Origin of the sequence: Streptomyces sp. Ag109_O5-10 (assembly GCF_900105755.1) — a bacterium.
GTDB lineage: Bacteria > Actinomycetota > Actinomycetes > Streptomycetales > Streptomycetaceae > Streptomyces.
On sequence record NZ_FNTQ01000001.1, the window covers coordinates 2,140,901 to 2,166,813 of the forward strand.

A 25,913-nucleotide genomic window follows, 5' to 3' on the forward strand; every position below is an offset into this window, starting at 1 on the left:
CGGCCGTGCGGGCGGCCCCGCTCGCTCAGTTCAGCGAGCAGGCGCTGCCGTTCAGCGTGAAGGCGTACGGCGCCGAGTTGCTGCCGCGCCAGGTGCCGAGGAAGCCGAAGGACAGGGTGCCGTTCGCGGTGACCGTCTGGTTGTAGTCGGCGGCGTCGGCGGTGACCCGGCCGCCGTCCTGGCTGACGGTCGCGTCCCACATCTGGGTGACCTTCTGGCCGTCCCGGAAGGACCACTGGACCCGCCAGCCGGTCAGGGCCTGGGAGGTGGTGACGGTGACGGTGGACTGGAAGCCGTCGGTCCACTGGTTGACCAGGTCGTAGGAGACCTGGCAGGCGGCCGCCGCGGAGGTGGTGGGGTCGGCGGAGGCGGTGCCGTGGTGGCCGGTGCCCGCCGTGGCCGAGGAGGTGCCCTGGGGCTCCGGGTCGGGATTCCTGTGGCCCGGCTTCCCGGTGGCGGCCGAGGAGGAGGGGGCCGCGGAGGCGGACGTGGTGTGCGTGGCGGTCGGGTCGCCCGAAGGGACGTCGGCGGTGGGGTCGGCGACCGGCTGACGGTCGTCGCGGGAGGCGGCGGCCGTCTCGTCGCCGGAGCCGCCGCCCATCGGCATCATCGACACGCCGAGCGCCACCAGCGAGATCAGCACCGCCGCACCGAGCAGACCGTGCCGCAGCACCTTGCCCCGGCCGCCGCTCTCCTTGGGGTCGCCGCCGTCGTTGTCCGCGGTGGCCGGGCGGCCCGCGACACCGAGCCGCACCTCGGCGGCGCGCCGGCGGCGCTCCAGGTAGGCGAGGCCGCCCCAGCCGATGACCCCGCCGGCGAGCGCCGCGGGCAGTCCGCCGCCGTGCAGCCGCAGACACGCGGCGGCCTCGGCGCACTGCACACAGGTGGCCAGGTGCCGGGAGAGGTCCTCGGGCGTGTCGGCGGCGGAGGACCGGGTGACCGCGTCGAGGAGCCGGGCGTAGCTGCGGCACTCGGCGGCCATCGGCGAGTCGAGATGGGCACGGTGGCAGCGGTCGCGGAAGAGTGCGCGCACCTGCTCCAGTTCCTGGGCGACGACGGTCTGGTCGAGGCCGAGCCGGCGCGCCACCGAGGGCAGTGGCAGCGCCTCCACCTCGGCGAGCCACAGCAGCGAGGCGTCGGCCTCCTGCATGTCGCGCAGGCCGCGCAGCGCGACGGGCCGCTGCAGCGGCGGTCCCGTGTAGCGGGCGGCCTTCTCGGAGTTGAGCCACAGCCTGAGGTCCGGGTCGAGCTTGTGCCCGAGCCCGCCGGACTCCCAGCCGGCGGCCGTGTTGCGCACGGCGGTGAGCAGCAGCGGGATCATCGGGAGCCGGGCGGCGCGCCGTCCGGAGCTGCGGACCGGCGCGAAGTCCGACTCGCGGGCCTCGCGCATGCCGAGCGTGAAGGCCTCGGTGGCCAGTTGATTGGCCGTCAGAGAGCCGGACGTGCACAGGTCGGCGTAGGAGAGCACCGCGTCCCAGCATTCGGAGAACAGCGCTGACTCGGCGGCGTCCTGAGGGGTCGGCAGGTCGGGCATGGGTCTCCTGCATCCAAAGCAAGGTCAACTCACCGTATCGGCAACGGAGTTGGGGGGAACCTCACGGCAGGGCCAGAGCTTTTCACGTCTCCTGCACAACTGACAAGCGGCGTGTGCGAAACCGCTTACCGGTGGTCGTGCCACGGATTTTCCCCGTCACCCGTACCACCGGTCCCCGGTCTCACGTCAACTCCCGTGCCGGCCGGCCGGAAAGCGCGCTCGCGCCCGCCGCGGCCCACAACTCCGACCCCTAGTACGGACAGCGACCGCGTTTCGACTCACCGTTCCCGAAAGTCACCTGCGCCCGTCCCGCGTCACACCTCCGTCGGTTCCCTGGCCGGCAGGCTGTCCATGAAGGAGCTGACGGAGAAGACGGCGCGGCCGGGGCCGGGCGGGCCGTAGCCGGGCGGGGAGGAGAGCCCGAAGTCCTCCATCGTCTGGCGGTAGGCCTGCAGCAGCCGGATGTGGTACTCCAGCGGGGCGCCCTGCGGGTTGGCCTTGCCGAGCGGGGTGGTCGGCTCCGGGCACCAGGTGGTGAAGCGGGGCGTGATGCCGTGGGACATGAAGAAGCGGAGCCCCTCGGTGGTCGACGCGATCGCCTCGTCGACGGTCTTGAACCCGAACGGCTCGGCCATCTCCACGCCGGCCACGAAGTTGGGGATCACGTTCCGCGCGCCGAAGATCTCTGCGGAGTCCAGAATCCGCCTGTGCCACTCGTCCCGGCCGACGTACCGCTCCTTGCCCGGGCAGTACATCTTGAACAGGTACTCGTCCCACACCTCGTAGTTGGGGTGGTAGATCTGCACGCCGTAGTCCTTGAACCGCTGCACGTCGTCCCGCGGCAGCGCCTGCGCGACCACCTTGCCGATCCACCGGCCCGGGAACCGCTCCTCGATGGCCTTGGCGTAGTGCCCGTAGAAGTCGGCCTCGTCGCGCCCGGAGACGGTCTTGGTGATCGCGCCACCGGTGAGCGTGTAGGCGGTGGACACCTTCGCGGTGTCGTAGCGGTCGATGATCTCCAGGGCTTCGAGGACCTCCTCGACGTCCTTCACACCCGTGTACGGCCGCCCGGCCGCCTTGTGCTGGCGCCAGTTGTGGTTGATGTCGCAGTACTGGCACTCCTCCTTGGCGCCGAAGTACTGGCAGACCCGGAAGACGGTGAGGTAGATCAGGTAGCCCCACTGAATGGTCGGGGCGACCTCCATCACGGACTTCCCGTTGGAGAGCTTGTGCCGGTAGTACTCCGGCATGGGCGGCACGCCGACGTCGGCGATCCGCTTCCCGTCGAGGTAGAGCCCGAGCATGCCCTCCTCGTCCGCGGCCACCCGGTACGGCGAGGTGGGGTTCACGCGCACCGACACCACGGTCCGCCGCAGGTCGTACGGGCCCCCGGTGAGGATGATCTCCTCCGGCGGCCGGCGCAGCGCGGCCTCGCCCAGCTCGGGCAGGGTGCCGTGGTCGAAGGAGAAGATGAAGTACGACTTCGGCTTGACCTCGCCGCTCTCGTTGTCGCTCAGCGCGGAGGGGTCGAAGGCCACACCGCCCCGGAGCAGGTCCTCCTTGAAGACGGCTTCCCGTGGTACGTGCGGGAACCTCTCCATCAGATCCTCGACCAGCGCGGTACGGCTGCCCATCCCGTGTCTCCTCCCGGCTCAGGCGTTCAGCTCCTCACGGTATGCCCCCGCCCCGCGGTCAGGCGTGCCGGGTCCCCTCTCGGCGCGCGATGTGTCCCGGTACGGGGGTGTTCGGGGGGAGTGCGGGGTCCGTCACCGGCGCACCCCAGGTCGAGGTCAGCGGCAGGACGCCGGCCCACAGCCCCAGTTCCGCGTCCGGTCCGTCGCCGTCCTCCGGCGCGCCGGTACGGATCTTGACGGAGGCCTCTTCAAGGGAGAGGGCGAGGAGGGTGGTGGCGGCGAGTTCCCTGCGGTTCGGCAGCCGGGCGTAGGACCACTGGCCGGGGGCCGTGTGTTCGGTGAGCAGGCGCAGCCCCGCCAGCTTCTCCTCCGGGTCGGTCACCTTGCGGGCCGTGCCGTGGATCACCGCACTGCGGTAGTTGACGCCGTGCTCGAAGACGGACCGCGCCAGCACCAGGCCGTCGACGTGGGTCACGGTGACGCACAGCGGGGTCCCGCCCGCGAGGCTGCGGCTCGCCACCGAGCCGTGCAGGTACAGCTGCCGCTCGTCCCGCCCGTACACCGTGGGCACGACCAGCGGCCGCCCCTCGACCACCACCCCCAGATGGCAGACGAACCCGGCGTCGAGGATCGCCTCCAGATCGGCCCGGTCGAGGCTGCCCTGCTCGCGCAGCCGGCGATGGCGGGTGAGCTCGGTGACCGGAAGGCGCGGGGGCAGCGGGTCGGGCGTCATACCCGCAAACTACCGATATCGCGACTTGATGACCATACGATCGATGATCACAGCAATGAGGAACGCACGAGACTACGAAATCCGCAGCCCCAGCGCGTCAGGTTCTCAGCTGCCGGCAGCCCGCCGCGTCGACTCCCGCAGCACCACATGCGTCCCCAGTACCAGATGCTGTCCGTCCGGCAGCTCGTCACGGTGCAGGGCGAGGCGGACGGCGGCACGGCCCAGTTCCTCCTGGGGTACGTGGACCGTGGTGAGGGTCGGGTAGACGTCGCGGGCGACCGGGATGTCGTCGTAGCCGGCCACGGCGATGTCGTCGGGGATGCGGCGGCCGGACTCCCGCAGGGCCTGGATCACGCCGGTGGCGATCATGTCGGTGGCCGCGAAGATCGCGGTGAAGTCGCGCCCGGAGGCGAGGAGTTCACGGGTCGCCCGGTAGCCGTAGGAGCGGGAGAAGACGCCGTCGAGGACGAGGCCGGGGTCCAGGGCGAGGCCGAGGAGTTCGTGGGCGCGGGTGAAGCCGGCGACGCGCTGGGCACTGGTGGAAAGGCCGGGGACCCGCCCGAGGTAGGCGATGCGCCGGTGGCCGCCGGAGAGGAGGTGGCCGGTGAGGGCGAAGGCGCCGCCCTCGTTGTCGTAGTCGACGACCGTGGCCGGGACGCCGGGGCCGAGCGGCGGGCGGCCGACGAGCACCAGCCGGGAGCCGGACCGGTCCAGGGCGTGCGCGAAGTGGGTCATCCGGTCGTGGTAGGCCTTGTCCTTAAGGGCGCCGCCCACCACGATCACCGCGTCGGCCCGCTGTTCCCGCATGGTCTCCACTACGGCGAGGATGCGGCGCGGGTCGCCGTGCGTGGTGCACAGCATGCACAGCCGGCCCTCCGCCGAGGCCTGCTCCTCGACCCCGCGGGCGATGTGCGCGTAGAAAGGGCCGGTGACGTCGTCGACGACGCACGCGACCGTGTTGTTGGTGGCGCCGCCGAGGGCGCGGGCGTGCGCGTTGACCACGTAGTCCAGCTCGTGCATGGCCTTCAGGACCCGGGCACGGGTGGCCGCGGCCACCGGGTAGGTGCCGCCGAGGACCCGGGAGACGGTCGACGCGGAGACCCCGGCCCGCGCGGCCACGTCCCGTACCGTCGAGGCGTCCCCGGTCGGCGCCGGCTGCGTCCGCTTCGCCACCGCTCGGCTCCCCTTCGTCAGGTGTTCAGGTCACCCTACGAGGCGGCCGGGGACGCCGGGCGGACGGCCCGTCACGCGGTCCGCTCCAGGGCCGTGTGGTCGATGGCGTGCCGGAGGCCGGCACCGGTGAGCAGCCGGCCGGCCTCCTCGACGACGGTGCGGCCGAGCCGTGCCAGCTCGTTGCCCTGCGAGCCGGCCAGGTGCGGGGTGAGGAAGGCGTTCGGGAGGTCGAAGAGGGGGGAGTCGGCGGGCAGCGGCTCCGGGTCGGTCACGTCGAGGATCGCGGTCAGGCGGCCGGTGCGCAGCTCCTCGACGAGGGCGTCGTGGTCGACGAGGGAGCCGCGCGCGGTGTTGATCAGCACCGATCCGTCCGGCATCAGGGCGAGTTCGCGGGCACCGAGCAGGTGCCGGGTCTCCGGGGTCTGGGGGGCGTGCACGGTGACGACGTCCGAGGTGCGCAGCAGGTCGTCGAGGGGCAGCAGGGGGACGCCGAGCCGGGCGGCCTCCGCCTCGTCCACATAGGGGTCGGAGAGGGCGGCCGACAGGTCGTGGGGGCGCAGGAGTTCGATCAGGCGGCGGCCGATGCGGGAGGCGCCGACGATGCCGACCCTGCGGTGTAAGTTGCCGACGCCGGGGACGATGCCGCCGTAGGGGAAGGCGCGGCGGGTGCGCAGCTGGTCGCGGAAGGCGAAGACGTCCTTCCCGGTGAGCAGGATCATCGCCAGGGTGTACTCGGCGACCGGCAGCGCGTTGGCGGCCGCGGCCGAGGAGACGACGATGCCGCGCCGCCACACCTCGGGCGTGGTGAAGCCCTTGACCGAGCCGGCCGCGTGCAGCACCGCCCGAAGTTTCGGCGCCGCGTCCAGGGCTGCCGCGTCCAGGACCGGGCAGCCCCAGCCGGTGACCAGGACCTCGGTGCGGGCGAGGGTCTCCCGTACCCGGGGGTCGGTGAAGTCCTGCGCCACCAGAGTGGGATCGATTTCTACGTGCTCGCACAGCCGCGCGAGCACCTCCGGCGGGAAGATGTGCGGCATGTTCTGGGCAGTCATGGCGAACAGTGCCTGGAGACGCTCGGGCAAGGAGGTGACCTTCCGCCTCGGTGACGCACGGATAGCAACCGGTCTCTACAGTAGGTCTCGGCCAATGAGAGGGTCAATGGACAGGCACTGCCCGGCGGGGACGGACACTGCCCACAGGACGGCCGGCACTCTCCGGCGAACGACAGGGACGGGACGGCAGAGATGGGACGGCAGAGATGACGGATCCGGCACAGACGGTCACCAACTGGGCACGCAACATCACGTACACCGCGAAGGAGTTCCACCGCCCGCAGTCGCTCGACGCGCTGCGGTCGCTGGTGGCCGGCAGTGCGCGGGTACGGGTGCTGGGCAGCGGGCACTCCTTCAACCGCATCGCCGACCCGGGCCCGGACGGCGTGCTGGTCTCGCTCGCCGGGCTGCCGCCGGTGATCGAGGTGGACACCGCGGCCCGTACGGTCCGGGTCGCGGGCGGGGTGCGGTACGCCGAGCTGGCCCGCGCGGTCCATGCGCACGGCCTCGCGCTGCCCAACATGGCCTCGCTGCCGCACATCTCGGTGGCCGGCTCGGTCGCCACCGGCACCCACGGCTCGGGGGTGGCCAACGGGTCGCTCGCGGCGCCGGTGCGGGAGGTGGAGCTGGTCCTCGCCGACGGCTCGACGGCGAGGATCGCGCGCGGGGAGGCCGGGTTCGAGGGGGCGGTGACCTCGCTGGGGGCACTGGGGGCCGTCACCGCGCTCACCCTGGACCTCGAGGCGGCATACGACATGGCGCAGACTGTGTACACCGAACTCCCCCTGGACGGCCTGGACTTCCCGGCCGTCTCCGGCGCCGCCTACAGCGTCAGCCTGTTCACCGACTGGCGGGCGCCGGGCTTCCGGCAGGTGTGGGTGAAGCGGCGCACCGACCGGCCCGCCACGGAGTTCGAGTGGGCCGCGCCCGCGACCGAGGCGATGCACCCGGTGCCGGGGATGCCGGCCGGCAACTGCACCCAGCAGTTCGGCGTGCCGGGCCCCTGGCACGAGCGGCTCCCGCACTTCCGGGCGGAGTTCACGCCGAGCAGCGGGGACGAGCTCCAGTCCGAGTACCTGCTGCCGAGGACGACGGCCCTCGACGCACTGCACGCCGTGGACGCGGTCCGGCACACAATCTCCCCGGTCCTGCAGACCTGCGAGGTGCGGACGATCGCCGCCGATCCGCAGTGGCTCAGCCCCGCCCACGGCCGGGACTCGGTCGCCCTGCACTTCACCTGGGTGGACGACCTGGCGGCCGTACTGCCCGTGGTGCGGCGGCTGGAGGAGGCGCTGGAGCCGTTCGATCCGCGGCCGCACTGGGGCAAGGTCTTCGCCGTCCCGGCGGCGGACGTGCGCGAACGGTATCCGCGTCTCGGCGAGTTCCGCGCCCTGGCCCGGGACCTGGACCCGGACGGGAAGTTCACGAACCCCTTCGTGGCGGAGGTCCTGCAGGGCTGACCGACTTAATCAAACCCTTAGCGTAATGCCTTGTCGAAAGCGCTTCCCAGGCCATAGCGTTGCCCCGCGTGAAGCACACATCACGTGACATCCGCACCGCCAACCGCTACGAGGTACTGCGGCACATCATCGCCGAGTCTCCCACCTCCCGGCAGGAGCTGGCGGCCGTCACCGGGCTGAGCCTGGCCACGGTCGCCACCCTCGTCGGGGAGCTGCTGGAGCTGCGGATGATCACGGAGGTCGGCTTCGAGGACTCGGCGGGCGGCCGGCCCCGGGGACTCGTCGCGGTCAACGCCTCGGGGGGCGCGCTGATCGGCGTCGACATAGCCGAGACGTACGTGCACGTCGAGCTGTTCGACCTCGCCCTGAACGTGCTGGCCCGCGCCGAGGAGGACATGCGCCCCGGCGAGAACCGGCCGGAGCAGGTGGTGGGCCAGGTGGCGGCCACGGTCGGCACGGTGGTGGCGCAGGCCGGGATCGAGGGCGCGCGGGTGCTGGGCGTCGGGGTGAGCGTGCCGGGTCAGGTGGACCGGGCCACCGGCATCGCCGAGTACGCGCCCAACTGGGACTGGCACGACGTGCCGTTGCTCGACCTGCTCGCCGAACACATCGCCTACCCCATTCACCTGGACAACCCGCTGCGGGCCTGCGCGGTGGCCGAGCAGTGGTTCGGGGCGGCGCGGGGCCGCGGGGACACCGTGGTGGTGAACCTCGGCACCGGGGTCGGGGCCGGGCTCGCGCTCGGCGGCGGCCTGCACCGGGGGGTCAGCAACAGCGCCGGGGAGTGGGGCCACACGACGCTCGTGCTGGACGGGCGCCCGTGCCACTGCGGCAACCGCGGCTGCGTCGAGACGTACGTGGGCGCCCCCGGCATCATGCTCAACCTCCGGGAGGCGAGCCCGCAGAGCCCGCTGCTGCACCCGGACGACCAGACGGCCACCGTGGGCGCACTGGCCCGGGGCCTGGCGGACGGCGATCCGGTCGCGGTCGCGGTCGTACGGGACACGGCCCGGTACATCGGCGCCGGGATCGCCAACCTGGTCAATCTGCTCAACCCCGAACTGGTCGTGCTCAGCAGCTGGGTGGCCCGCGGACTCGGCGAGCCGCTGCTGGCCGAGGTGCGCGAGGCGGTCCGGCGGCACGCGCTCGGACGGCCGTTCGCCGCCACCGAGATCGTCCTCTCCCCCATCCCGACCGACCCGGTCTGCCTCGGCGCGGCCACGTTCGCCCTGGAGGGCGCGCTGCGGTCGGTGGGCCTGCGCAACGGCGGACGGCCGGGCCGCACCGTGCCGGCCGCCCGCTGACCGCCTCCGCCTTCCCGGCCGTCGATCCGGTCCGCCCGGCCGTGGACGCCGCCGTCCAGGTGATCGATTAGTCCACATCGCCCGTCGATTAGTCCATTGCCGGGCTACTCGGCGCTCTGCGACCGTCGTGGCGTATCCGCGGCCGGTCGGCCTCCCAAGCCGACCGGCCGTACGTCGTGCACGGAACGAGGGAGTACCCAGCGTGGCCGGAACCATCGAGGTCCGCGGTCTGTCCCGCACCTTCCACACCACCGTCCGGCGCCCCGGTTTCGCGGGCGCCCTGCGGTCCCTGGTCAACCCCGAACGCGTCGAGAAGCAGGCGGTCTCCGAGATCACCTTCGACGTCGCCCCGGGCGAACTCCTCGCCCTGCTCGGCCCGAACGGCGCGGGCAAGTCGACCACCATCAAGATGCTCACCGGGATCCTCACCCCGACCGCCGGCGAGGCCCGGGTCGCGGGCGTGGTGCCGTACCGGGAACGGGAGCGCAACGCCCGCAACATCGGGGCGGTGTTCGGGCAGCGGACCCAGCTGTGGTGGGACCTGCCGGTGCGGGAGTCGTTCGCGATCCTGCGGGACATCTACGAGGTGCCGAAGGCCGAACACGCGGCACGCCTGCGGGAGTTCGACGACCTCCTCGAACTCTCCGCCTTCTGGGACACCCGGGTGCGGCACCTCTCGCTCGGCCAGCGGGTGCGCTGCGACCTGGCCGCCGCCCTGCTGCACGACCCGCCGGTCGTCTTCCTGGACGAGCCGACCATCGGCATGGACGTGGTGGTGAAGGAGCAGGTCCGCGAGTTCCTGCGCTACCAGGTGGCCGAGCGCGGCCGTACCGTCCTGCTCACCACGCACGACATGACCGAGGTCGAGCGGCTCGCCGAGCGGGTGGTGCTGGTCAACCACGGGCGGCTGGTGCTGGACGGCACCCTGGACGAGATGCGCCGCCGGTTCGGCTCGACCTGGCAGGTGCGGGCCACCCTCGCCGACGCGCACACCCCGGTCGGCCCGCTGCCCGGCATCGCCCTGCTCCACCGGGAGGGCCCGCAGGTGGTGTTCGGCCCGGACGGCGCCGCGGCGCCCACGGTCCACGAGGCACTGAAACAGGTCATCGAGCGGTACGAGGTGACCGGCGTGGCGGTGGACGAGGCGGACCTGGAGGACGTCATGCGGGCGGCCTACGCGCAGGCGAAGGCCGAGGCGGTCTGAGATGGCCCTCCTGTACGCCTGGCGCGCCGCCCGGGTCACCCCGCTCGGCGAGCTGTACACCCCGCCCCGGATGACCGGGGTGCTGCTGCGGCTGACCGTGCAGGTGGTGCTGGTCGCCTCGCTGTGGCGGGGCCTGTACGCCCAGTCGGGTACGACGGCGGGCATGGACCGCGGGCAGGCGGTCACCTACGCGGTGCTGGCCGTGCTCGCCTCCCGGCTGCGGGAGCTGGACCAGTACGCGGGCCGGGACTCGGTCATGCAGCACATGCACTTCGGCACGATCGTCTACTGGTACCTGCGCCCGCTGCCGCCTCAGCGCTATCACGCGCTGCGCGCGGTCGGCGAGCAACTGTACGGGCTGGCCTGGGCGTCGGCGGGGTACGCGGTCTGTCTGGCGGCCGGAGTGGTGGATCCCCCGCGGTCGGCCTCGGTGGCCGCGGTGTCCGCGCTCAGTCTGCTGCTCGGTCAGCTGGTCCTGTACTACGTCATGCTCCTCATCGACCAGTTCTGCTTCTGGACGCTGCGCAACAGCGCGGCGATGCTGATCCTGGTCTTCGCGCAGAACCTGCTGTCCGGGGTGTACGCCCCGCTGTGGTTCTTCCCGCACTGGTTCATCACGCTCAGCTCCGTCCTGCCCTTCCAGGCGACGCTGAGTGTGCCGCTGTCGCTCTACGTGGGCCGGATCCCGTTGTCGGACGCCGGTCTCCAGCTCGGCGTCCAGGCCGGCTGGGTCGTGGCGCTGCACCTCTTCACCCGTTTCGTGTGGCGGCGAGCCGCCCGCCGTGTCATCTCCCAGGGAGGCTGAGGCCGTTGAACGCCGTCCGGATCGCCTGGCGCATCACGCGCCTCAACTTCCGTGCGCAGCTGGAGTACCGCACCGAGTTCCTGATGATGATCGCGATCGGCGCGGTCTGGCAGGTGTCGGTGATCGTGTTCGCCACGGTGCTGCTCACCCGGTTCACCGGGATGGGCGGCTGGGACAGCTCGGACGTCCTGCTCATCCCGGCCACGCGGATGCTGGCGCACGGTCTGTTCGTGCTGCTGCTGGGCCGGGTGCACGGTGTGGGCCGGTACATCCAGGAGGGCAGGATCGACGCCTACCTGCTGCGTCCGCTGCCCGTCCACCGGCAGGTGCAGCTGGAGTACTTCCCCACCAACGCGATCGGCGACCTGACGGTGGCCGCCGGTCTGATGGCGGGCGCGCTCGGCCGCAGTCACCTCGACTGGTCGGCGGGCCGCGTCTCCTACCTGATCGCGGCGGTGCTGGGCGGGATGCTGCTGGAGGCGGCCCTGTTCACGGTGGTGGCCTGTGCCTCGCTGCGCTACCCGGCCGCCGACTACTGGAGCCGCTGGCTGGAGGAACTCCTCGGCACCTTCGGCAGCTACCCGCTGAACGTGCTGCCCCGGGCGGTCGGCGGACTGCTCACCTACGGCCTTCCGCTGGCCTTCGTCGCCTACCTCCCTGCCGCGGTCCTCACCGGCCACGGCCACTCCGCCGTCGTCCCCTACTGGCTGGCGGCGGGCTCGCCCCTGGTCGGACTGCTGGCGTACCTGGCGTCGAGGTGGCTGTGGCGGTGGGCGCTGGGGCACTACACGGGGGTGAACGGCTGACCCGGCACCAGCCCACCACCGAGCACCTCTCCGACCTGCCGCCCGCTCTGCTGATCGTCGACGAGGCCGACGTGCTGCGCGACGAGGGCGACGCGTACGCCGCCAAGCTCCGGGCGGCCGACGTCCCGGTGACCACGGTGCGCTACGACGGCACGGTCCACGACTTCATGATGTTCGACTCGCTCAGCGAGTCCGAGGCCGCCCGCGGTGCCGTCGACCAGGCCACGACGTTCCTGCGCAACGCCCTCGGCACCGACCGGGACCAGGGGGACGTCCGCCCGCGGATCGGCGTCGTGGCCACCGCGGCTCAGCCCTCCGCGGTGTGCCGCACGTCCACGCCGGAGTCGTGCCACCGGATCCGGATCCCAGGGCCCCCGCTCCACAGAACGGTCAGCTCCCGCTCCCCTTCGGCGCGGACGGTCACCGTCTCTTCCAGCGGTTCGGCGTCCACCGCCCCGGTGAGCCGGCTCAGGGCGACGAACAGGGTCGGGCCCTCCCCCGTGACCCCGGTCAACGTGTCGTCGAGGCCCACGGCGGGCAGCAGTTCGGACCGCAGGCCTTCCGGTGCCGCCCACCCGGTCGCCCGCACGGACGTCCCGGGTTCCGCCCCCGACACCAGGAAGGCCCGCACCTCCACGGCCCCGCGCACGAGGACGACCGCGGTCACCCGGGCGCCCGCACCGGCCGCATGCCGCGAGGCCGCCCAGTCCTCCCCCACGCCCAGCGGCTCGATCCGCGTGCGGCTCGGGTCGTCGCCGACGAGCACGCTGTTGTCGTACGACGCCGAGGGCGCGGTGACGGTCGAGTAGCCGAGCCGGGTGTAGTAGGGGTCGTAGCGGACGTCCTCGCTGCCGTGGTTGTGAAGGCGGATCACCCCGTCCGCACGCGTGGACTGGAGCAGCCAGTTGGCGGGTGCGATCGGGGTGACCGCGTCGGTGCGCTCCACCGGGCCCGGTTCCTCGGTGGCCGTCCACACGGCGTGGTCCGGCGGGAGCAGCAGGCCGAGGAAGCCCTTGCTCGCCCAGTACGGGGAGGCCGGGCCCGAATAGCCCTGCAGGACGGCGGTGTCGGGACCGTGCCAGCCGAGGGTCAGGAGCCCGTGGGCGTCCACCGCGCCCCGGTCCAGGAAGTACTTCAGCGCTCCGGAGGCCAGCCGCCGGGTCTCTCCGGGGGACAGGGGCGTACGGCCGATGAGCGCGCCCAGCCACAGCGGGGCGGTGGCCGCGAAGCGGTACGTCAGGGAGCGGCCCTGGTGCATGGGGGCGCCGTCGCCGCCGAACAGGCGGGCGTAGTCGACGAGATGGCGTTCCAGGCGGCCGCCGTACAGGTCGAGCAGCTTCTCGTCGTCGGCGAGCCAGGCGTGCAGCACCGGGTAGAGGTGCATCGCCCAGCCGTTGTAGTAGTCGTACTTGCGGCCGTCGCCGTCCGTGTACCAGCCGTCGCCGGCGTACCAGTCCTCGATGCGGGCCAGCCCGCGCTCGACGGCCCGCTGCGCGGCCTCCCGCTCGTGTCCGGTCTCGGCCAGAAAGCCGCCGACCGTCACCGGGAACAACTCCCAGTTGCAGGGCCAGGGTTCGGCGTTCAGCGCGTCGGCGAGCCAGGCCGCGGCGCGCTGCCGTACGGCGTCGTCGAGCCGGTCCCAGAGCAGCGGGCGGGTCAGGCGCAGGGCCAGGGCGATCGAGGCGGCCTCGACCAGCGGCTGGCTGCGGTCCTCGATGCGCGGCCAGACGCCCGACACACCGGCCGCGAGGCCGTCCGCGTACCGCTGGAGCACGGTCTCGTCCCGGCGGAAGGCGGCGAGGAGCAGGGTGCGGGCGTAGCCCTCCAGGCCGTCGGAGAGCCGGCCCGACCAGCTCTGGTGGTCGCCGGGGAGGTGGTAGAGGGCGCGGTCCGGGGTGGCGTACGGCTCGACGGCGGCGAGCAGCACGTCGGCCGCGGCCTCCCAGTGGGCGCGGGTGTAGCCGGTGCGCGGGCTGGGGCCGCGGTCCTCGGGAGGCAGCTGCATCGGGGCTCTTTCTCGTTCGTACCGAATCTCGTTCGTACCGGACCTCGTACCGACCTCGCGCCGTCAAGACCTGGGGCGCCCCGGTTCCGGTCGGGACGCCCCAGGCGCTCATCCCGCCCGCACGGTGCCCCGGGACACCAGGTGCTGGGCGAGCAGTTCGGCTTCGTCTCGTCGTGCAGGTACAGCGCCTTGGAGCCCTCCGCGCCGAGGGACTCCACCAGCGCCTTGGTCGTCGCCGTGAGGTCGACCAGCGGCACGTCCTCGGCGGCGGCGACCGAGCGGATCACCTCAGGATGATTGACGCCGAGCCCGTTGACCAGAAGCGCGGTGTCGTTGTTCGGCGTGCCGTCGGCACCGAACCAGCGGCACACGATGGGTGTGACCGACACCGGCCGCCCGCCCTTCTCCGTCTTGTCGTTGTGCGCCGGCCGGACGGTACCCAGAGGTGCGACGGCGGTCTCGGGGAGGAGCGAGCGGCGGGTCTCGCCGCCGATGCTCGTGGCGGACGCAGGCGGCGAGGACGGCCGCGGGGAGCGCGATGGCGCGGGCACCGTTGAAACGTCTCACCCGGGACTCCTCCGTCGTGGCGACACCCTGGCGCGGACCGTACCCCAATCTGACAAGCGCTTTCCAGCCCCTGGATCGATTTCCATGAACTGCCAACTCCATGAAAACGAAGGCACTTTCGCGAAATCGATTCAACGTGTGCGTGAAGGCCGGCCTGTTCCTCGACGACGAGCCGGGCTCCTGGACCTACGCGCCCGCCCCCTGCAGCACGCTGAAGATCTACGTGGCGAGCGGCTCGGGGACGACGCCATTCCTCAGCGCCGGCACGTCGATCGACGCGATCGACCTGCCGGCCTGAGCCGAGGCACCGTCACGTTCCGCGTGCCCACTGCTGGTTCGTGCCGCCGTTGCACGCGTACGTGATGACGGCGGCCGAGTTGGCGGTGGACACGCCGCTCACGTCCAGGCACTCACCGGACGTCCGGGCCTTGATGTTCACGTACGAGCCGGAGGTGACGACCGACCACTGCTGGGCGGTGGCGCCGGTGCAGTCCTCCTGGGTGACGTTCGTGTCGTTCTCCTGGAGGCAGAGCGAGCTGCCGCGGCCCAGCAGCTCGTAGTAGCCGGTGCCCAGGTCCTTGAACCACCACTTCTGGTTGGTGCCGCCGTTGCAGGTGTACTGGCTGATCGCGACGGCCTCCCGGAGGGACTGGTTCGGCACGTCGGCGCACTTGCCGCTGTGCCGCGCGATCAGCGTGTCGTAGGTGGCGCTGGTGCCGGTGACCGTGCCGGCGGCCGTGTCGACGGAGATCTCCGGATACCAGGACATCGACATCGAGGTGTCGGTCGGGAAGGTCAACGGCAGCCAGACGTAACGGGAGTCGTTGACCGTGCCGCCGAAGGAGTTGCCCCAGCGGTCGCCCATGTAGAGGTACGAGGTGCCCGAAGTGCCGCTCACCGGGAGGACGTACGCGGTCTGGGAACCGTACGCCGTGGAGTCGCCGACGTTGGTCCAGGAGGTCCAGGGTCCGGCGAGCGAGCCGGCGGTGGCGTACTTCTGCTGGTTGGGGTTCCAGCCGGTGGCGGCCGAGGTCAGCATGAAGTAGACGCCGCCCCGCTTGAAGAGGGCCGGGGCCTCGCGGCCGGCGCCGGCCCAGGGGTTGGCGACCAGGCCGGCGATGCCGGTGTAGTCGGCGGTGAGCTTGTAGATGTGCAGGTCGGCGTTCTCGTTGGCGGCCGAGACCATGTAGGCGGTGCCGTCGGTGTCGACGAAGGTGGTCAGGTCGCGGGACATGTACTGGCCGAGCGGCTGGAAGCTGCCCCGGTAGGTGTAGGTGCCGTCGACGGTGTCGGAGACGGCGACGGCGGCGCGGGCCTGGCTGTAGTCGACGCCGTTCTCCTTGTGCATCCACATCACGAACTCGCCGGTGGACGCGTTGTAGATGACCTTTGGGCGCTCGATGTAGGCGGTGCCGAGTTCGGCGGCGGAGGACTGGGTGAGGACGTGGCCCCGGAACTCCCAGGTCTTCAGGTCGTTGGAGCGGTAGGCGTCCACCGACTTGAAGGTGTTGTCGGAGTTGCGGTCCTCGCCGAACCAGTAGTAGTAGCTGCCGACCTTGATGACCCCGCCGCCGTGGGCGTGGACGACGTTCCCGGAGGTGTCGGTGAAGCGGGTGCCGTTGGTGACGGTCTGGGCGGCGGCCGCGGCCGGTCCCGCGGCGGCCAGGGCGCCGACCACCGCCAGACAGAGGGACAGCAGGATCGCGCACGCACGTCTCATCTCACACACGCTCCTTGATTGTTCCTGGTGGGTTCTGGGGGATTCTGAGATCGGCGAAAAGGTAAGGGCGCGTCACGAGAAGGTCAACGGGTCCGGCACGACAAGGGGGAAAGCGATTTCTGAACGAGCGGGTCGCGGGCGCGTCTTCGGTTGTCCACGGCAGTGCGGCCCCGCCTCCGGTCAGGTGCGCACCCATCTCCACACCACCACCGCGGCGGCCGTCGGCGCCCTCGCAGGCGGCGGGGCACGGGCCTGATCGGCCACTTCCGCCCGAACTGGCTTTGCAGGAGCGGCCGTTGACGGTGGTGGGCCGGATCGCCCTGGCCGCTAGACATGTCCGCCGCGGGCACCGACCTGAGCAGCCGCCGCGGGAGCAGAAGGCACCCGGCCTGACCGCCTAGGCCGGGGCCGGGGTGATTTCCGCCGTGCCGCCCACGAGGATCTCCGGGCCGTCCGGGCCGTGGCGTGCGGTGGCCCTGATGGCCGCCGGGGTGCCGAGTGTGTCGCCCATGTCGGCGGTGACGCCGCGCAGGCCCGCACGGGCGAGGTGGGCGGCCAGGCAGGCCGTGCTGTTGGCGTTGGCGATGTCCTCCGGGACGCCGATCGACGGGGCGAACATGCGGGCCGTCACCCGGCCTTCGGAGGTCGGGACCGAGTAGAGGTAGCAGCCGAGCAGGTCCAGCCGGTCGCAGGCGGTGCGGAGGCGGTCGAGGTCCGGGGCCAGGGCGGAGACAGCGGCCCGGGTGGGCAGCGGAACGAGGAGCCGGGGCCGTCCCAGGGTGGCGACGACACAGCCGGCAGGGTGCCCGGCGACGCCCAGGGCGGCCAGTACTTCGTCGTGTTCGCCGCCCTCGGGGGCGCGCAGGCGGACCGGGCCCGGTGCAAACCAGGCCGCCAGGCCGCCGTTGCCGTCGTGCCGGATCGCCCGGCCTTCGAGGGTGCCGCCCCGGGTCCGCAGGGTGACCTCGTGGGTGCCGGCGCGTCGGGCCAGTACGGCCAGCGCCGCGATCGTGCCGTGGCCGCAGCCGGGCAGTTCGCCCTCGGCGGTGAAGAAGCGCAGCGCGGCCCCGCCGCCGTCCCGGTCCGCCGAGAGGAACACGGCGTGGGACGTTCCGGCACGGACGGGTACCTCGCGGCGCTCGTCGTCGGTGAGCGGTGTGTCGTCCAGGACCGCGGTGGGGCTGCCCCCGCGGCCGTCGCGCAGGCAGGCGCGGACGATGGTGACGGTCACGGGAGTGAGCGTAGCGGCGGACGCCGTGGCGCCGTCGTGCTGCCGTCGTGCTGCCGTCGTGCTGCCGTCGGGCGACGCCCGTCATGGCGGCTCCGGTGCCGGGTCGACTAGCGTCGGGGGCATGACCAGCGACAACTCCCCCAGCCTCGCCGACGCCCTCGCCGCCGGGACGGTCGTGCTCGACGGTGGCATGTCCAACCAGTTGGCGTCCGCGGGGCACGACCTGAGCGACGAGTTGTGGTCGGCGCGGCTGCTGGCCGACCGGCCCGACGCGGTCAGCGACGCCCATCTCGCGTACTTCGGGGCCGGCGCCGACGTCGCGATCACCGCCAGCTATCAGGCCACGTTCGAGGGCTTCGGCAAGCGCGGGATCCCGCACGCGGAGGCCGCCCGGCTGCTCGCGCTGAGCGTGGAGCTGGGGCGCGACGCGGTCCGGCGGGCGCGCGCGGAGGGGATCGTACGGCCGCTGTGGGTGGCCGCGTCGGTCGGGCCGTACGGGGCGATGCTGGCCGACGGCTCCGAGTACCGGGGGCGGTACGGGCTGAGCGTCGGGGAACTGGAGCGGTTCCACCGGCCGCGCCTGGAGGTGCTGGCCGGGGCGGGGCCGGACGTGCTGGCGCTGGAGACCGTGCCGGACGCGGACGAGGCGGCGGCGTTGCTGCGGGCGGTGCGCGGCCTGGGGGTGCCGGCCTGGCTGTCGTACAGCGTGGCCGGTGGGCTCACGCGGGCGGGACAGCCGCTGGAGGAGGCCTTCGCCCTGGCCGCCGACGTGGACGAGGTGATCGCCGTGGGCGTGAACTGCTGTGCGCCCCAGGATGCCGACCGTGCGGTGGAGGTGGCGGCGCGGGTGACGGGGAAACCGGTGGTCGTCTATCCCAACAGCGGTGAGGTGTGGGACGCGGAGGCACGGGCGTGGACGGGGCGGTCGTTGTTCGACACCGAGCAGGTGACGGGGTGGCGGGCGGCGGGGGCCCGGTTGATCGGGGGGTGCTGTCGGGTGGGGCCGGAGGCGATTGCCGGGATCGCGGGGGTGGTGTGAGGCGGTAGCGGTTCTGCCGGTGTGCGGCTGCAGGTCGTTCTGGGCCGGTCGCGCAGGTCCCCGCGCCCCTGCGGGGGCGCTGGTGCCCGTCGACCACCTGCTGCTCGGCACGCACGGGGTGGTGGTACGGATTCAGTGACGGCGTACGGCGGTGACTGAGCGGCGCAGCCGGCGTACCGCCAGGCCGAGTTCGGCGGTTCGCTCGGGGTGCGGCGCGGGTGCGCCGGAGGTCCAGAGGGCGAACTCCGCGTCCCGGGGGCCGGACACGGTGTGGGGTTCGCCGTCGCCGAGGACACGGACCGGGTGGGTGTCGTCCCAGGGCTGCCAGCCGGGGTCGCCGGTGGTGGCGAACCGGACCCAGGCGCCGTGCATCGCGTCGGCGAGCTCCTGCGGGGCGCCCTCGCCGGCCAGCCGGACCGAGTCGGGGTCCTCCCCGGTGTCGAAGACGAAGCCCAGTTCCAGGGCGTGGCAGGCGCCGAGGCCGGGCCGGTTGGAGGGCCAGGCGAACTCGTAGAGGTAGGAGCTGCCCGGGCGGGCCTCGGCCAGCCGGTGCAGCGGGAGGCGGAGCAGGTGGTCGGTGACCATCTGGCCGACGGTCTCGGCGGGGCCGGCGTCGGGATGCAGGGTGCGGTAGCCGCGCGGCACCTCGTGGCCGGCGTGGCAGCGGGCCATGGCGCCGGCGAAGGCGACCGGACCGAGCCGCTCGACGTGGTCGACGAGGCCGCCGGGGACCAGCCAGAGCCGGTACTCGTCGCGGGTCCAGCCCATCAGGAGGTCGACGCCGGGCGCCGCCCCGCCGTCGAGGAGGGCCTGGAGCGGGTCGCGCGGGACGAGGTCGCCGTCGACGACGATCCCGAAGGCGGGGCCGCCGAGGACGGGGCTGCTGAGCCGGCCCGCCTCGGCCTGGGTGCGCAGCAGCAGTCCGCGGTCCACCTCGGCGAAGGCCTGGGCGGTCGCGGGGATCCTGAGCCGGTTGGCCATCCGGCGGACCATGCGCCGTACCTTGTCCCGTTCCGAGGCCTCGGGCGGGCCGCTCTGCAGGACGGCCCGGCGGATCAGGCCCTGGGTCTGGGGGGCGGCGAGCAGGGCGCCGGTGCTGATGGCCCCGGCGGACTGGCCGCAGAGGGTGATCCGGTCCGGGTCGCCACCGAAGGCCGCGATGGTGTCGTGGACCCAGCGCAGCGCGGCGAGCTGGTCGCGCAGCCCGGGGTTGGGCGGGACGTCGGGGAACAGGCCGTAGCCCTCCACGCCCAGCCGGTAGTTCACCGAGACGAGGACGACCCCGTCCCGGGCGAACGCATGCCCGTCGTACACCGGTACGGCCGAGGAGCCCCTGGTCAGCGCGCCGCCGTGCAGCCAGACCAGGACCGGGAGCCGGGCGCCGGGGCCCGGCTCCGGGGTCCACACGTTGAGGTTGAGGCAGTCGTCGCCGGGGATCACCGGGTCGGACAGGTACCGCGCGAACGCCGGCGAGTACGGCGGTTTGGGTGCCGTCGGCCCGAACGCGCCCGCGTCCCGGACGCCGTCCCAGGGCTCGGGCGGCACGGGCGGGCGGAACCGGTGCTCCCCGAAGGGCGGGGCGGCGTACGGGATGCCGCGGAACACCGCGACTCCGTGTTCCCACCTGCCGCGCACCGCCCCGTACGGGGTGCCGGCCACGGGGTCCGTCCGGTCCGTCGTCATCCGCCACCAGCTCCTCCCGCCGCGCGTGCCACTACGTCGGCACGACAAGAGCACCACATGTGCTCCCGGTATTCCTGCGCGCACGGCGGCCGGACGAATACGCGCGACCAGCGGAATCCACGCGAAGCGCTTCGGCCTTCACGCCGGGGGGTGATGCGAATCTGGTGACGGTGACGCGGAGCGTTCGCCGTCACCGACCCGGCAGAACCGGCCAGTGCGTGGTCCGCGCACACCGATCGCGGGATAGCCGCCTGCGCTCGGGGTGTACGCGGCACTGGCCGAGCGCGGGGTGCGGGCGCCGGACGATGTGAGTGCGGTCGCTTCGACGACTGGCCCGGACGATGCACGGGGACCGCCCGGAGGGCACCCGGACCCCGCTGCCGACCGGACTGGTGGTGCGGGCGAGTACGGCGGCCTCGGCGGCCCGTTCGGCTGTACGACGGTGACCACCCCTTGATCAAGATCGTTTCCGGGGCATGAAACTCACCCTGCGCACCGCTGCGGCCTGTGTGCTGGCCGCGGCCGCCGTGACCACGGCCCTGGGCACCGCCCGGGCCACGACCCAGACGGTCGCCCCGGCCCAGCACCACGCCACGGTGGCCGCCACCCCGACCGACGAGCACGACCCGAAGGAGGACGTGGAGCTGGACGAGAACGGCCGGCTGGACCTGACCGAGGACTGACGCCGAAGGCCGGGGAGGAACTGCGCGACCAGCCACAACGGTCGCGCAGTTCCCCACCGGCCGGTCGGGCCCGGGCGCCCGCTCAGTCGTCGTCGTTCTGCCGCGGCTCCCCCATCAGCGCCTGGATCGCGTCCACGGCGCTGCCGTCGTGGTCGCTGCCGGCCGTCCCTCTCCCGGCCTGGATGTTGGCCGTGCGGTCCACCTCGAGGATGGAGTCCGCGTGGGAGTTGTCGAGCACGGTGATCAGGCTCCCGCCCGCACAGGCCGGTGCCGCGGCCCCGCCCAGCAGGGCTGCGGCGACCACCGCGGCCGCCCGCAGCCGCACCCCCGGGTTCGTCACACGCCCACGCCCTCGGGCTCGTCGAGCCGTTCGCGGGCGATGTTGCGCTCCAGCAGGGTGGTGGACGCCTTGACCCCCACGCCGCCGGCCGCGTCGACCGACGGCAGGCGGCCGTCCGCGGACTTCAGCTCGCTCAGCGCCGAGTCCATCGCCTCGTGTGCGGCGAACAGGCAGGGAGTGGAGTAGATCGCGACGTCGACGCCGAGTTCGTCCAGTTCGGTGAGCGAGAGGCGGGGCGACTTGCCGCCGGCGATCTGGTTGAAGAGCAGCGGCTTGTCGCCGACGACCTTGCGGATCCGGCGGATCCACTCCTCGCTGCGCACCCCGTCGACGAGGATCACGTCGGCGTCGGTGGCGGCGAGGCGCTCCGCGCGGTGCAGGATGTCGTGCTCGTCGGTGGCGTCCGTGCGGGCCACGACGACCAGGTCCCGGCGGGTCTCCAGGACCTTCTCCAGCTTGTCCAGGTACTCCTCCAGGGGCAGCACCTGCTTGCCGTCGGCGTGCCCGCAGCGGCGCGGCCGCTTCTGGTCCTCCAGGATCACCCCGGAGGCGCCGATCCGCTCAAGTCCCTCCACGACGTGGCACGCGACCTCGGGGTCGACGTAGCCGTCGTCGATGTCGACGAGGAGGTGGTGGTGCGGGAACGCGCCCCGCAGTCGCTGGACGAAGGCCACCATGTCGGGCCAGGCGATGAACCCGATGTCCGGCAGGCCGTAGTACGAGGCGGCGAAGCCGAAGCCCGAGACGAACATCCCGTCGTAGTGTTTGGCCGCGATCGACGCCGAGTACATGTCGTACACGCCGATCAGCGGGGTGGTCCCCGGCCCGGCGATCTGCTCGCGCAGCTTCTTCCCGTAAGTCAAGGTCCGGCTCCTCCTGTGGGTGGGTGGCGCGTCGGCACGACCGGCCTCCGCGTCTCTGCAGCCCTTTGCCAAGACAAGAGCATCTCTAGATACGCACGTGACTATCTCCGTGCGCGACCTTTACTCACCCCAATGGCGGATCCGGTTCACCGGAGAAACGTCACTGGACCAGCCGTGCGGCCCAGGCGACACCCCCGTACAGGTGGGCCAGGAAGCCGGAATCCCGGTAGGCCTCGGGGGCGTGACCGAGGGCGGTGTAGAACACCCGTCCGGCCCCCTGCTCGCGGCACCAGGCGAGCGGATGGTCCTCCCCCATCCCGCCGCCCTCGTACGACGTCTCGTCGGCGCGCAGCAGGACCCGGACCCGGCCGCGCGGGTTGTCGCGGAAGTCGTACCACTCGTCGGTGAAGTCCCAGACGGCGGGCAGGTGCCGGGTCGCGGGGTGGTCGTGGTCCTCGACGAGCACCCGGCCGGGCTGGTACGCCGGGTGCCGCTCGAAGCGGGCGCCGAGGAGTTCGCCGTAGTACGGCCAGTCGTCCTCGGTGCAGGCCGCCGCGTGCACGCCCGCGAAGCCGCCGCCGGCCTCGATGTGGGCGGCGAGCCGCGCCCGCCCCGCCGGGGTCAGGATCTCGCCGCTGGTGGAGAGGAAGACGACGGCCGCGTACCCGTCCAGGGGCCGTTCGAGGGCGGCCGGGTCCTCGGTGGCGTCGATGTCGGCACCGGTGAACTCCCGCAGGGCGGCGAGGGCGTCGGGGATGGAGTCGTGCCGGTAGCCGGTGGTGCGGGTGTGGACGAGCAGTCGAGGGGCCATGCCCGCATGATCGCCCACGGCCGGGGCCGGCTCAAAGGCCCGGCGTCGGCACGCTGTTGTCGGGCGCCCCGCCGTCGCTCGGCAGGTCGCCGCGCTGCACCGGCTGGTCGTCGGTGAAGGCCGGGTCGAGGGTGGGCAGCAGGGTGTCGAGTTCGGCGGCGGTGGGGCGGTGGACGGCACGCAGCGCCTTGCCCAGCACCGCGTCGGAGACCCCGCCCTCGCCCTCCAGCCACACCACGCAGTCCTTCTCCGACACCTCGTACCTGTGCTGCCCGGCGTAGCGCAGGTGGTCGGTGTAGAGGTGGATGACGGCGCCGTCGTCGTCGGCGTACGAGGCGGAGAAGCCGTCGTCGCCCTGGACACCGACGGACTGCTGGGCGAGGGTGAAGCCCGGTGCGTCGGTGACGTAGACCATCTCCGGGGCCATCCCCAACGCCGCTTCCCTGGAGGCCAGTTCGGACGGGTCGGCGGGGGCGCCGGAACCCCCGGAGGCGCCGGGTCCCGCCTTCTCGGTGCCGCACCCGGTGAGCAGGGCGGCGGCGAGGAGCAGGGGCGGCAGGACGCGCACGGCACGGATCATGGCCCCATCGTGCCGCACAGGCGTTCCACGGGGGACCGGTTTTCTTCTCGCGTCCGGAGCCACCGGTACCGCACCGGCAAGGGGCGGCCCCGGCCGAAGGCCGGGGGGCGGCACGTTGCCGGAGTGGCGGCCGGCCGACGGCGACACCGGCCGTCCGGTCCGGTGGCCTTCTGCTGAACCGCGTGTCCGATTCCTTCAAGACCGGCCGGTGGCAGCCGCCTACGGTGACGGCATGACTCCACGATTCGCCGTGATCGGTCTCGTCACCTCCGACCTGGCCGCCTCCCTCGCCTTCTACCGTCGCCTCGGCCTGGAGTTCCCGCCCGGTGCCGAGGAACAGCCGCACGTCGAGGCCGAGTTGCCCGGCGGGCTCACCCTGGCCCTGGACACCGAGGCGACGATCCGCTCCTTCCACCCGGCCTGGCGCCCACCGGCCGACGGCGGCCGGGTGGGTCTCGCCTTCCGCTGCGACTCGCCCGCCGGGGTCGACGCCCTCTACGCCGACCTGGTCGGCGCCGGGTACCACGGCGAGCTCAAGCCCTGGGACGCGTTCTGGGGCCAGCGGTACGCCACCGTGCACGACCCCGACGGCAACGGCGTGGACCTGTTCGCGCCGCTACCCGCCGAGTAGCCGGCGCAACGGCAGCCCCGCCAGTTCCCGTACCTCCCGGGACAGATGGGGCTGATCCGCGTACCCCGCCCGGACCGCCGTCTCCGCGAGCGGAACCCCGGCCCTGGCGAGCGCGAGCGCCCGCTGCATCCGGAGCACCCGGGCGAGCGTCTTGGGCCCGTAGCCGAAGGCGGCCCGACTGCGCCGATGCAACTGCCGTGCGCCGAGTCCGAGTTCGTCGGCGGCAGCCGCCACGGACCACCCCGCGCCCAGGGCTTCGACGAGCCGCCGCAACGGCGGGTCGGCGGGCCGGGTCCGTTCCAGGGCGATCTCCTCCAGCGCGGCGGCGGGATCGCCCGCCCCTTTGACCCGGTCCCGCAGCCGCCGCACGTCGGCGGCCGGCCACAGGTCACTCAGCTCCACCCGCTGATCGAGCAGCGCGTACGCGGGCACGCCGAGGAGGGCGGGCGCGGTACCGGGGTAGAAACGCAGCCCCACCCACTCACCTCCGCCGCCCCCGGTGACGTAGGCACGTGTATCGGGCCCGGCGACCAGCAGCCGCCCTTCGTGCCAGAGCAGATCCATACAGCCGTCGGGCAGCACCCGCCCGGCGCCACCCGCGCCGGGCGCGTTCGCCCAGACGACCGCACGGGGGAGCCGAGACGCCCGTTCCTTGTACACGGACGCCAGCGTAGACGCGCCTCTTCAGGGGGCGCTGGGGGTACCTCCGGCCGAAGGCCGGGGGAGGAACTGCGCGGGCGACCACGACGCGCCCGCACGCCGCCGGCGAGGCGATCCCCCGAACCGAACCCGGCGTCGGCCCTCAGGCCTCCGGCTTGTGGGGCGGATGGGTGCTCTTCACATGCGCCCGCAACCGCGCCGTGACGTCCTCCGGCGGCAGGAACCGGGACCACCGCTCCGGGAACTCCGACGGCATGTCCGGGTCGTCGGGGTCGTCCGGCCCCGCCTCCCGGGCCGCCGCGGTCGCGCGGGCCACGTACTCGGCCACCTGGGCCTCCCGCAGCCGCTCGTTGGCGGCGCGTGCCGCCGCCGTCGCGGCGGCCGGCCAGACCCGGTCGATCGCGGCGTTCACGGCGGCGCCGACCAGCACGGCGAAGGCCGAGACGCCGATCCACAGCAGCACGGCGACGGACGCGGCGAGGGAGCCGTAGATCGTCGCGCCCTCGATGGTGTTGGTCAGGTAGATGCGCAGCAGGAAGCTGCCGAGGACCCACATGGCCAGGGCGACCAGGGCGCCGGGCACGTCCTCGATCCACGGGGAGCGCACCGGCACGGACACGTGGTAGAGCGTGGTCAGGAAGACGATGGAAAGGACGATCACGACCGGCCAGTACAGGACCTGTACGAGCGTCTCCGACCAGGGCACGATCCCGACCACCGCGTCCGGCCCGGCCACCATCAGCGGGAGCGCGACCGAGCCGATCAGCAGCGCCGCGACGAAGAGCAGGAAGGACACGATCCGGGTCTTCACGATGCCCCGGACGCCGTCGAGGCCGTACATCACGGTGATCGTGTCGATGAAGACGTTCACCGCGCGGGAGCCCGACCACAGGGCGAACAGGAAGCCGATGGAGATGACGTCGGGGCGGCCGCCCCTCATCACGTCGTGCAGGATCGGCTCGGCGATCTCCTTGACGCCCTTGTCGGACAGGACCGTGCGGGAGGCCTCCAGCAGGTTGTTCTCCAGGCTGGCGATGGTGTCGGCGCCGGTCCAGGCGTCGACGTAGCCGAGCAGTCCGATGAGGCTGAGCAGCAGCGGCGGGACGGACAGCAGGGTGAAGAAGGCGGCCTCGGCGGCGAGGCCGAGGATGCGGTACTCCATGCAGGAATTGACGGTGTCCTTGAGCAGCAGCCAGGCCGTCCTGCGCTTGGAGACGTTCCGGTAGAGGGCCCTGGCCCGGTGGAGCCGGCCGGAGGGCCGCTCGGGGGTTTCGCTTGCTGGCTGCACGCCCTAACGGTATCCGCCGTCCGGGGCCCTCCTCACCTCGCGGGCCGCCGGCCGGGGCGGGCGCGGTGACCGGGGCCGTTGTGTCAGGCTGGATGCCACCGCCGCCTTCC

Annotated in this window: 24 protein-coding genes and 3 pseudogenes; 11 read left to right on the forward strand and 16 right to left on the reverse strand. The window is 72.7% G+C overall.

Features of this window, described 5'->3' with window-relative positions:
• Positions 1 to 25: 25 nt before the first annotated feature.
• From BLW82_RS09835 to BLW82_RS09855, 5 genes are all read right to left on the reverse strand, one after another.
• A complete protein-coding gene (locus BLW82_RS09835; RefSeq protein WP_093498422.1) occupies positions 26 to 1,534 on the reverse strand; it encodes a cellulose-binding domain-containing protein in 1,509 nt (502 codons plus the stop codon).
• A gap of 314 nt (positions 1,535 to 1,848) precedes the next feature.
• Entirely contained in the window at positions 1,849 to 3,168 is a 1,320-nt protein-coding gene (locus BLW82_RS09840; protein ID WP_093498423.1) for a radical SAM protein, read from the reverse strand.
• 58 nt (positions 3,169 to 3,226) lie between these two features.
• Positions 3,227 to 3,901, reverse strand: a complete 675-nt coding sequence (locus BLW82_RS09845) for a pyridoxamine 5'-phosphate oxidase family protein (RefSeq protein ID WP_093498424.1) — start codon at positions 3,899 to 3,901, stop codon at positions 3,227 to 3,229.
• 105 nt (positions 3,902 to 4,006) lie between these two features.
• Positions 4,007 to 5,074 (reverse strand): LacI family DNA-binding transcriptional regulator, encoded by a 1,068-nt coding sequence (locus BLW82_RS09850; protein WP_093498425.1) that lies wholly within the window; start codon positions 5,072 to 5,074, stop codon positions 4,007 to 4,009.
• A 71-nt stretch (positions 5,075 to 5,145) separates the two neighbouring features.
• The gene (locus BLW82_RS09855) at positions 5,146 to 6,153 is read right to left on the reverse strand and encodes a hydroxyacid dehydrogenase (protein ID WP_093498426.1); all 1,008 of its coding nucleotides are present in this window, start codon (positions 6,151 to 6,153) and stop codon (positions 5,146 to 5,148) included.
• A 176-nt stretch (positions 6,154 to 6,329) separates the two neighbouring features.
• On the opposite strand from BLW82_RS09855, the gene BLW82_RS09860 reads away from it, so the two are divergent.
• The 6 genes and pseudogenes from BLW82_RS09860 to BLW82_RS46245 form a co-directional block, all read left to right on the forward strand.
• Entirely contained in the window at positions 6,330 to 7,583 is a 1,254-nt protein-coding gene (locus BLW82_RS09860; RefSeq protein ID WP_093498427.1) for an FAD-binding protein, read from the forward strand.
• A 68-nt stretch (positions 7,584 to 7,651) separates the two neighbouring features.
• A complete protein-coding gene (locus BLW82_RS09865) occupies positions 7,652 to 8,887 on the forward strand; it encodes an ROK family transcriptional regulator (RefSeq protein ID WP_093498428.1) in 1,236 nt (411 codons plus the stop codon).
• 202 nt (positions 8,888 to 9,089) lie between these two features.
• Positions 9,090 to 10,091 carry an ABC transporter ATP-binding protein gene (locus BLW82_RS09870; RefSeq protein WP_093498429.1) on the forward strand — a complete coding sequence of 334 codons (1,002 nt, stop codon included), beginning with the start codon at positions 9,090 to 9,092 and terminating at the stop codon, positions 10,089 to 10,091.
• Between the two features lies 1 nt (position 10,092).
• Positions 10,093 to 10,896 (forward strand): ABC transporter permease, encoded by an 804-nt coding sequence (locus BLW82_RS09875; protein WP_093498430.1) that lies wholly within the window; start codon positions 10,093 to 10,095, stop codon positions 10,894 to 10,896.
• A gap of 5 nt (positions 10,897 to 10,901) precedes the next feature.
• On the forward strand, positions 10,902 to 11,702 hold the full coding sequence (locus tag BLW82_RS09880; protein WP_093498431.1) for an ABC transporter permease: 801 nt from the start codon (positions 10,902 to 10,904) through the stop codon (positions 11,700 to 11,702).
• Between the two features lie 14 nt (positions 11,703 to 11,716).
• Positions 11,717 to 11,956 (forward strand): annotated as a pseudogene (locus BLW82_RS46245) (alpha/beta hydrolase); the annotation flags it as partial.
• 53 nt (positions 11,957 to 12,009) lie between these two features.
• Here BLW82_RS46245 and BLW82_RS09890 read toward each other — a convergent pair.
• Both BLW82_RS09890 and BLW82_RS45320 read right to left on the reverse strand, forming a co-directional pair.
• The gene (locus tag BLW82_RS09890) at positions 12,010 to 13,707 is read right to left on the reverse strand and encodes a DUF2264 domain-containing protein (RefSeq protein WP_093498432.1); all 1,698 of its coding nucleotides are present in this window, start codon (positions 13,705 to 13,707) and stop codon (positions 12,010 to 12,012) included.
• Between the two features lie 143 nt (positions 13,708 to 13,850).
• Positions 13,851 to 14,141 (reverse strand): annotated as a pseudogene (locus BLW82_RS45320) (carbohydrate esterase); the annotation flags it as partial.
• A 233-nt stretch (positions 14,142 to 14,374) separates the two neighbouring features.
• On the opposite strand from BLW82_RS45320, the gene BLW82_RS43870 reads away from it, so the two are divergent.
• Positions 14,375 to 14,572, forward strand: coding sequence for a hypothetical protein (locus BLW82_RS43870; protein ID WP_143063654.1), 198 nt, complete (start codon positions 14,375 to 14,377; stop codon positions 14,570 to 14,572).
• 12 nt (positions 14,573 to 14,584) lie between these two features.
• Here the strand turns inward: BLW82_RS43870 and BLW82_RS09900 are convergent, their stop codons facing one another.
• Complete coding sequence (locus BLW82_RS09900) at positions 14,585 to 15,994, reverse strand: RICIN domain-containing protein (protein WP_093498433.1); 1,410 nt, start codon at positions 15,992 to 15,994, stop codon at positions 14,585 to 14,587.
• A gap of 397 nt (positions 15,995 to 16,391) precedes the next feature.
• Positions 16,392 to 17,225, reverse strand: coding sequence for a PhzF family phenazine biosynthesis protein (locus BLW82_RS09905; protein ID WP_093498434.1), 834 nt, complete (start codon positions 17,223 to 17,225; stop codon positions 16,392 to 16,394).
• Positions 17,226 to 17,346: 121 nt separating this feature from the next.
• On the opposite strand from BLW82_RS09905, the gene mmuM reads away from it, so the two are divergent.
• Positions 17,347 to 18,264 (forward strand): homocysteine S-methyltransferase, encoded by a 918-nt coding sequence (gene mmuM / locus BLW82_RS09910; RefSeq protein WP_093498435.1) that lies wholly within the window; start codon positions 17,347 to 17,349, stop codon positions 18,262 to 18,264.
• 132 nt (positions 18,265 to 18,396) lie between these two features.
• Here the strand turns inward: mmuM and BLW82_RS09915 are convergent, their stop codons facing one another.
• Entirely contained in the window at positions 18,397 to 19,947 is a 1,551-nt protein-coding gene (locus BLW82_RS09915) for a carboxylesterase/lipase family protein (protein WP_177232898.1), read from the reverse strand.
• Positions 19,948 to 20,200: 253 nt separating this feature from the next.
• Between BLW82_RS09915 and BLW82_RS45325 the strand changes: the two are divergent.
• Positions 20,201 to 20,393 (forward strand): annotated as a pseudogene (locus BLW82_RS45325) (LacI family transcriptional regulator); the annotation flags it as partial.
• 30 nt (positions 20,394 to 20,423) lie between these two features.
• Positions 20,424 to 20,630 carry a hypothetical protein gene (locus tag BLW82_RS09920; protein WP_093498436.1) on the forward strand — a complete coding sequence of 69 codons (207 nt, stop codon included), beginning with the start codon at positions 20,424 to 20,426 and terminating at the stop codon, positions 20,628 to 20,630.
• An 82-nt stretch (positions 20,631 to 20,712) separates the two neighbouring features.
• Here the strand turns inward: BLW82_RS09920 and BLW82_RS09925 are convergent, their stop codons facing one another.
• The 4 genes from BLW82_RS09925 to BLW82_RS09940 form a co-directional block, all read right to left on the reverse strand.
• Complete coding sequence (locus BLW82_RS09925; protein WP_177232899.1) at positions 20,713 to 20,970, reverse strand: hypothetical protein; 258 nt, start codon at positions 20,968 to 20,970, stop codon at positions 20,713 to 20,715.
• Entirely contained in the window at positions 20,967 to 21,833 is an 867-nt protein-coding gene (locus BLW82_RS09930) for an isocitrate lyase/PEP mutase family protein (RefSeq protein WP_093498437.1), read from the reverse strand. The genes BLW82_RS09925 and BLW82_RS09930 overlap by 4 nt, the downstream gene beginning before the upstream one ends.
• Positions 21,834 to 21,993: 160 nt before the next feature.
• Positions 21,994 to 22,644: a ThuA domain-containing protein gene (locus BLW82_RS09935; protein ID WP_093498438.1), complete on the reverse strand. Its 651-nt coding sequence runs from the start codon at positions 22,642 to 22,644 to the stop codon at positions 21,994 to 21,996.
• Between the two features lie 31 nt (positions 22,645 to 22,675).
• Positions 22,676 to 23,224 carry a hypothetical protein gene (locus BLW82_RS09940; protein ID WP_093498439.1) on the reverse strand — a complete coding sequence of 183 codons (549 nt, stop codon included), beginning with the start codon at positions 23,222 to 23,224 and terminating at the stop codon, positions 22,676 to 22,678.
• Positions 23,225 to 23,456: 232 nt separating this feature from the next.
• Between BLW82_RS09940 and BLW82_RS09945 the strand changes: the two genes are divergently transcribed.
• Positions 23,457 to 23,855: a VOC family protein gene (locus BLW82_RS09945; RefSeq protein WP_093507971.1), complete on the forward strand. Its 399-nt coding sequence runs from the start codon at positions 23,457 to 23,459 to the stop codon at positions 23,853 to 23,855.
• Here BLW82_RS09945 and BLW82_RS09950 read toward each other — a convergent pair.
• Together BLW82_RS09950 and BLW82_RS09955 are read right to left on the reverse strand one after the other, a co-directional pair.
• Complete coding sequence (locus tag BLW82_RS09950; RefSeq protein WP_093498440.1) at positions 23,841 to 24,515, reverse strand: helix-turn-helix transcriptional regulator; 675 nt, start codon at positions 24,513 to 24,515, stop codon at positions 23,841 to 23,843. The two genes, BLW82_RS09945 and BLW82_RS09950, sit on opposite strands and share 15 nt — an antisense overlap.
• A gap of 142 nt (positions 24,516 to 24,657) precedes the next feature.
• On the reverse strand, positions 24,658 to 25,803 hold the full coding sequence (locus BLW82_RS09955) for a YihY/virulence factor BrkB family protein (RefSeq protein WP_093498441.1): 1,146 nt from the start codon (positions 25,801 to 25,803) through the stop codon (positions 24,658 to 24,660).
• Between the last annotated feature and the right edge of the window lie 110 nt (positions 25,804 to 25,913).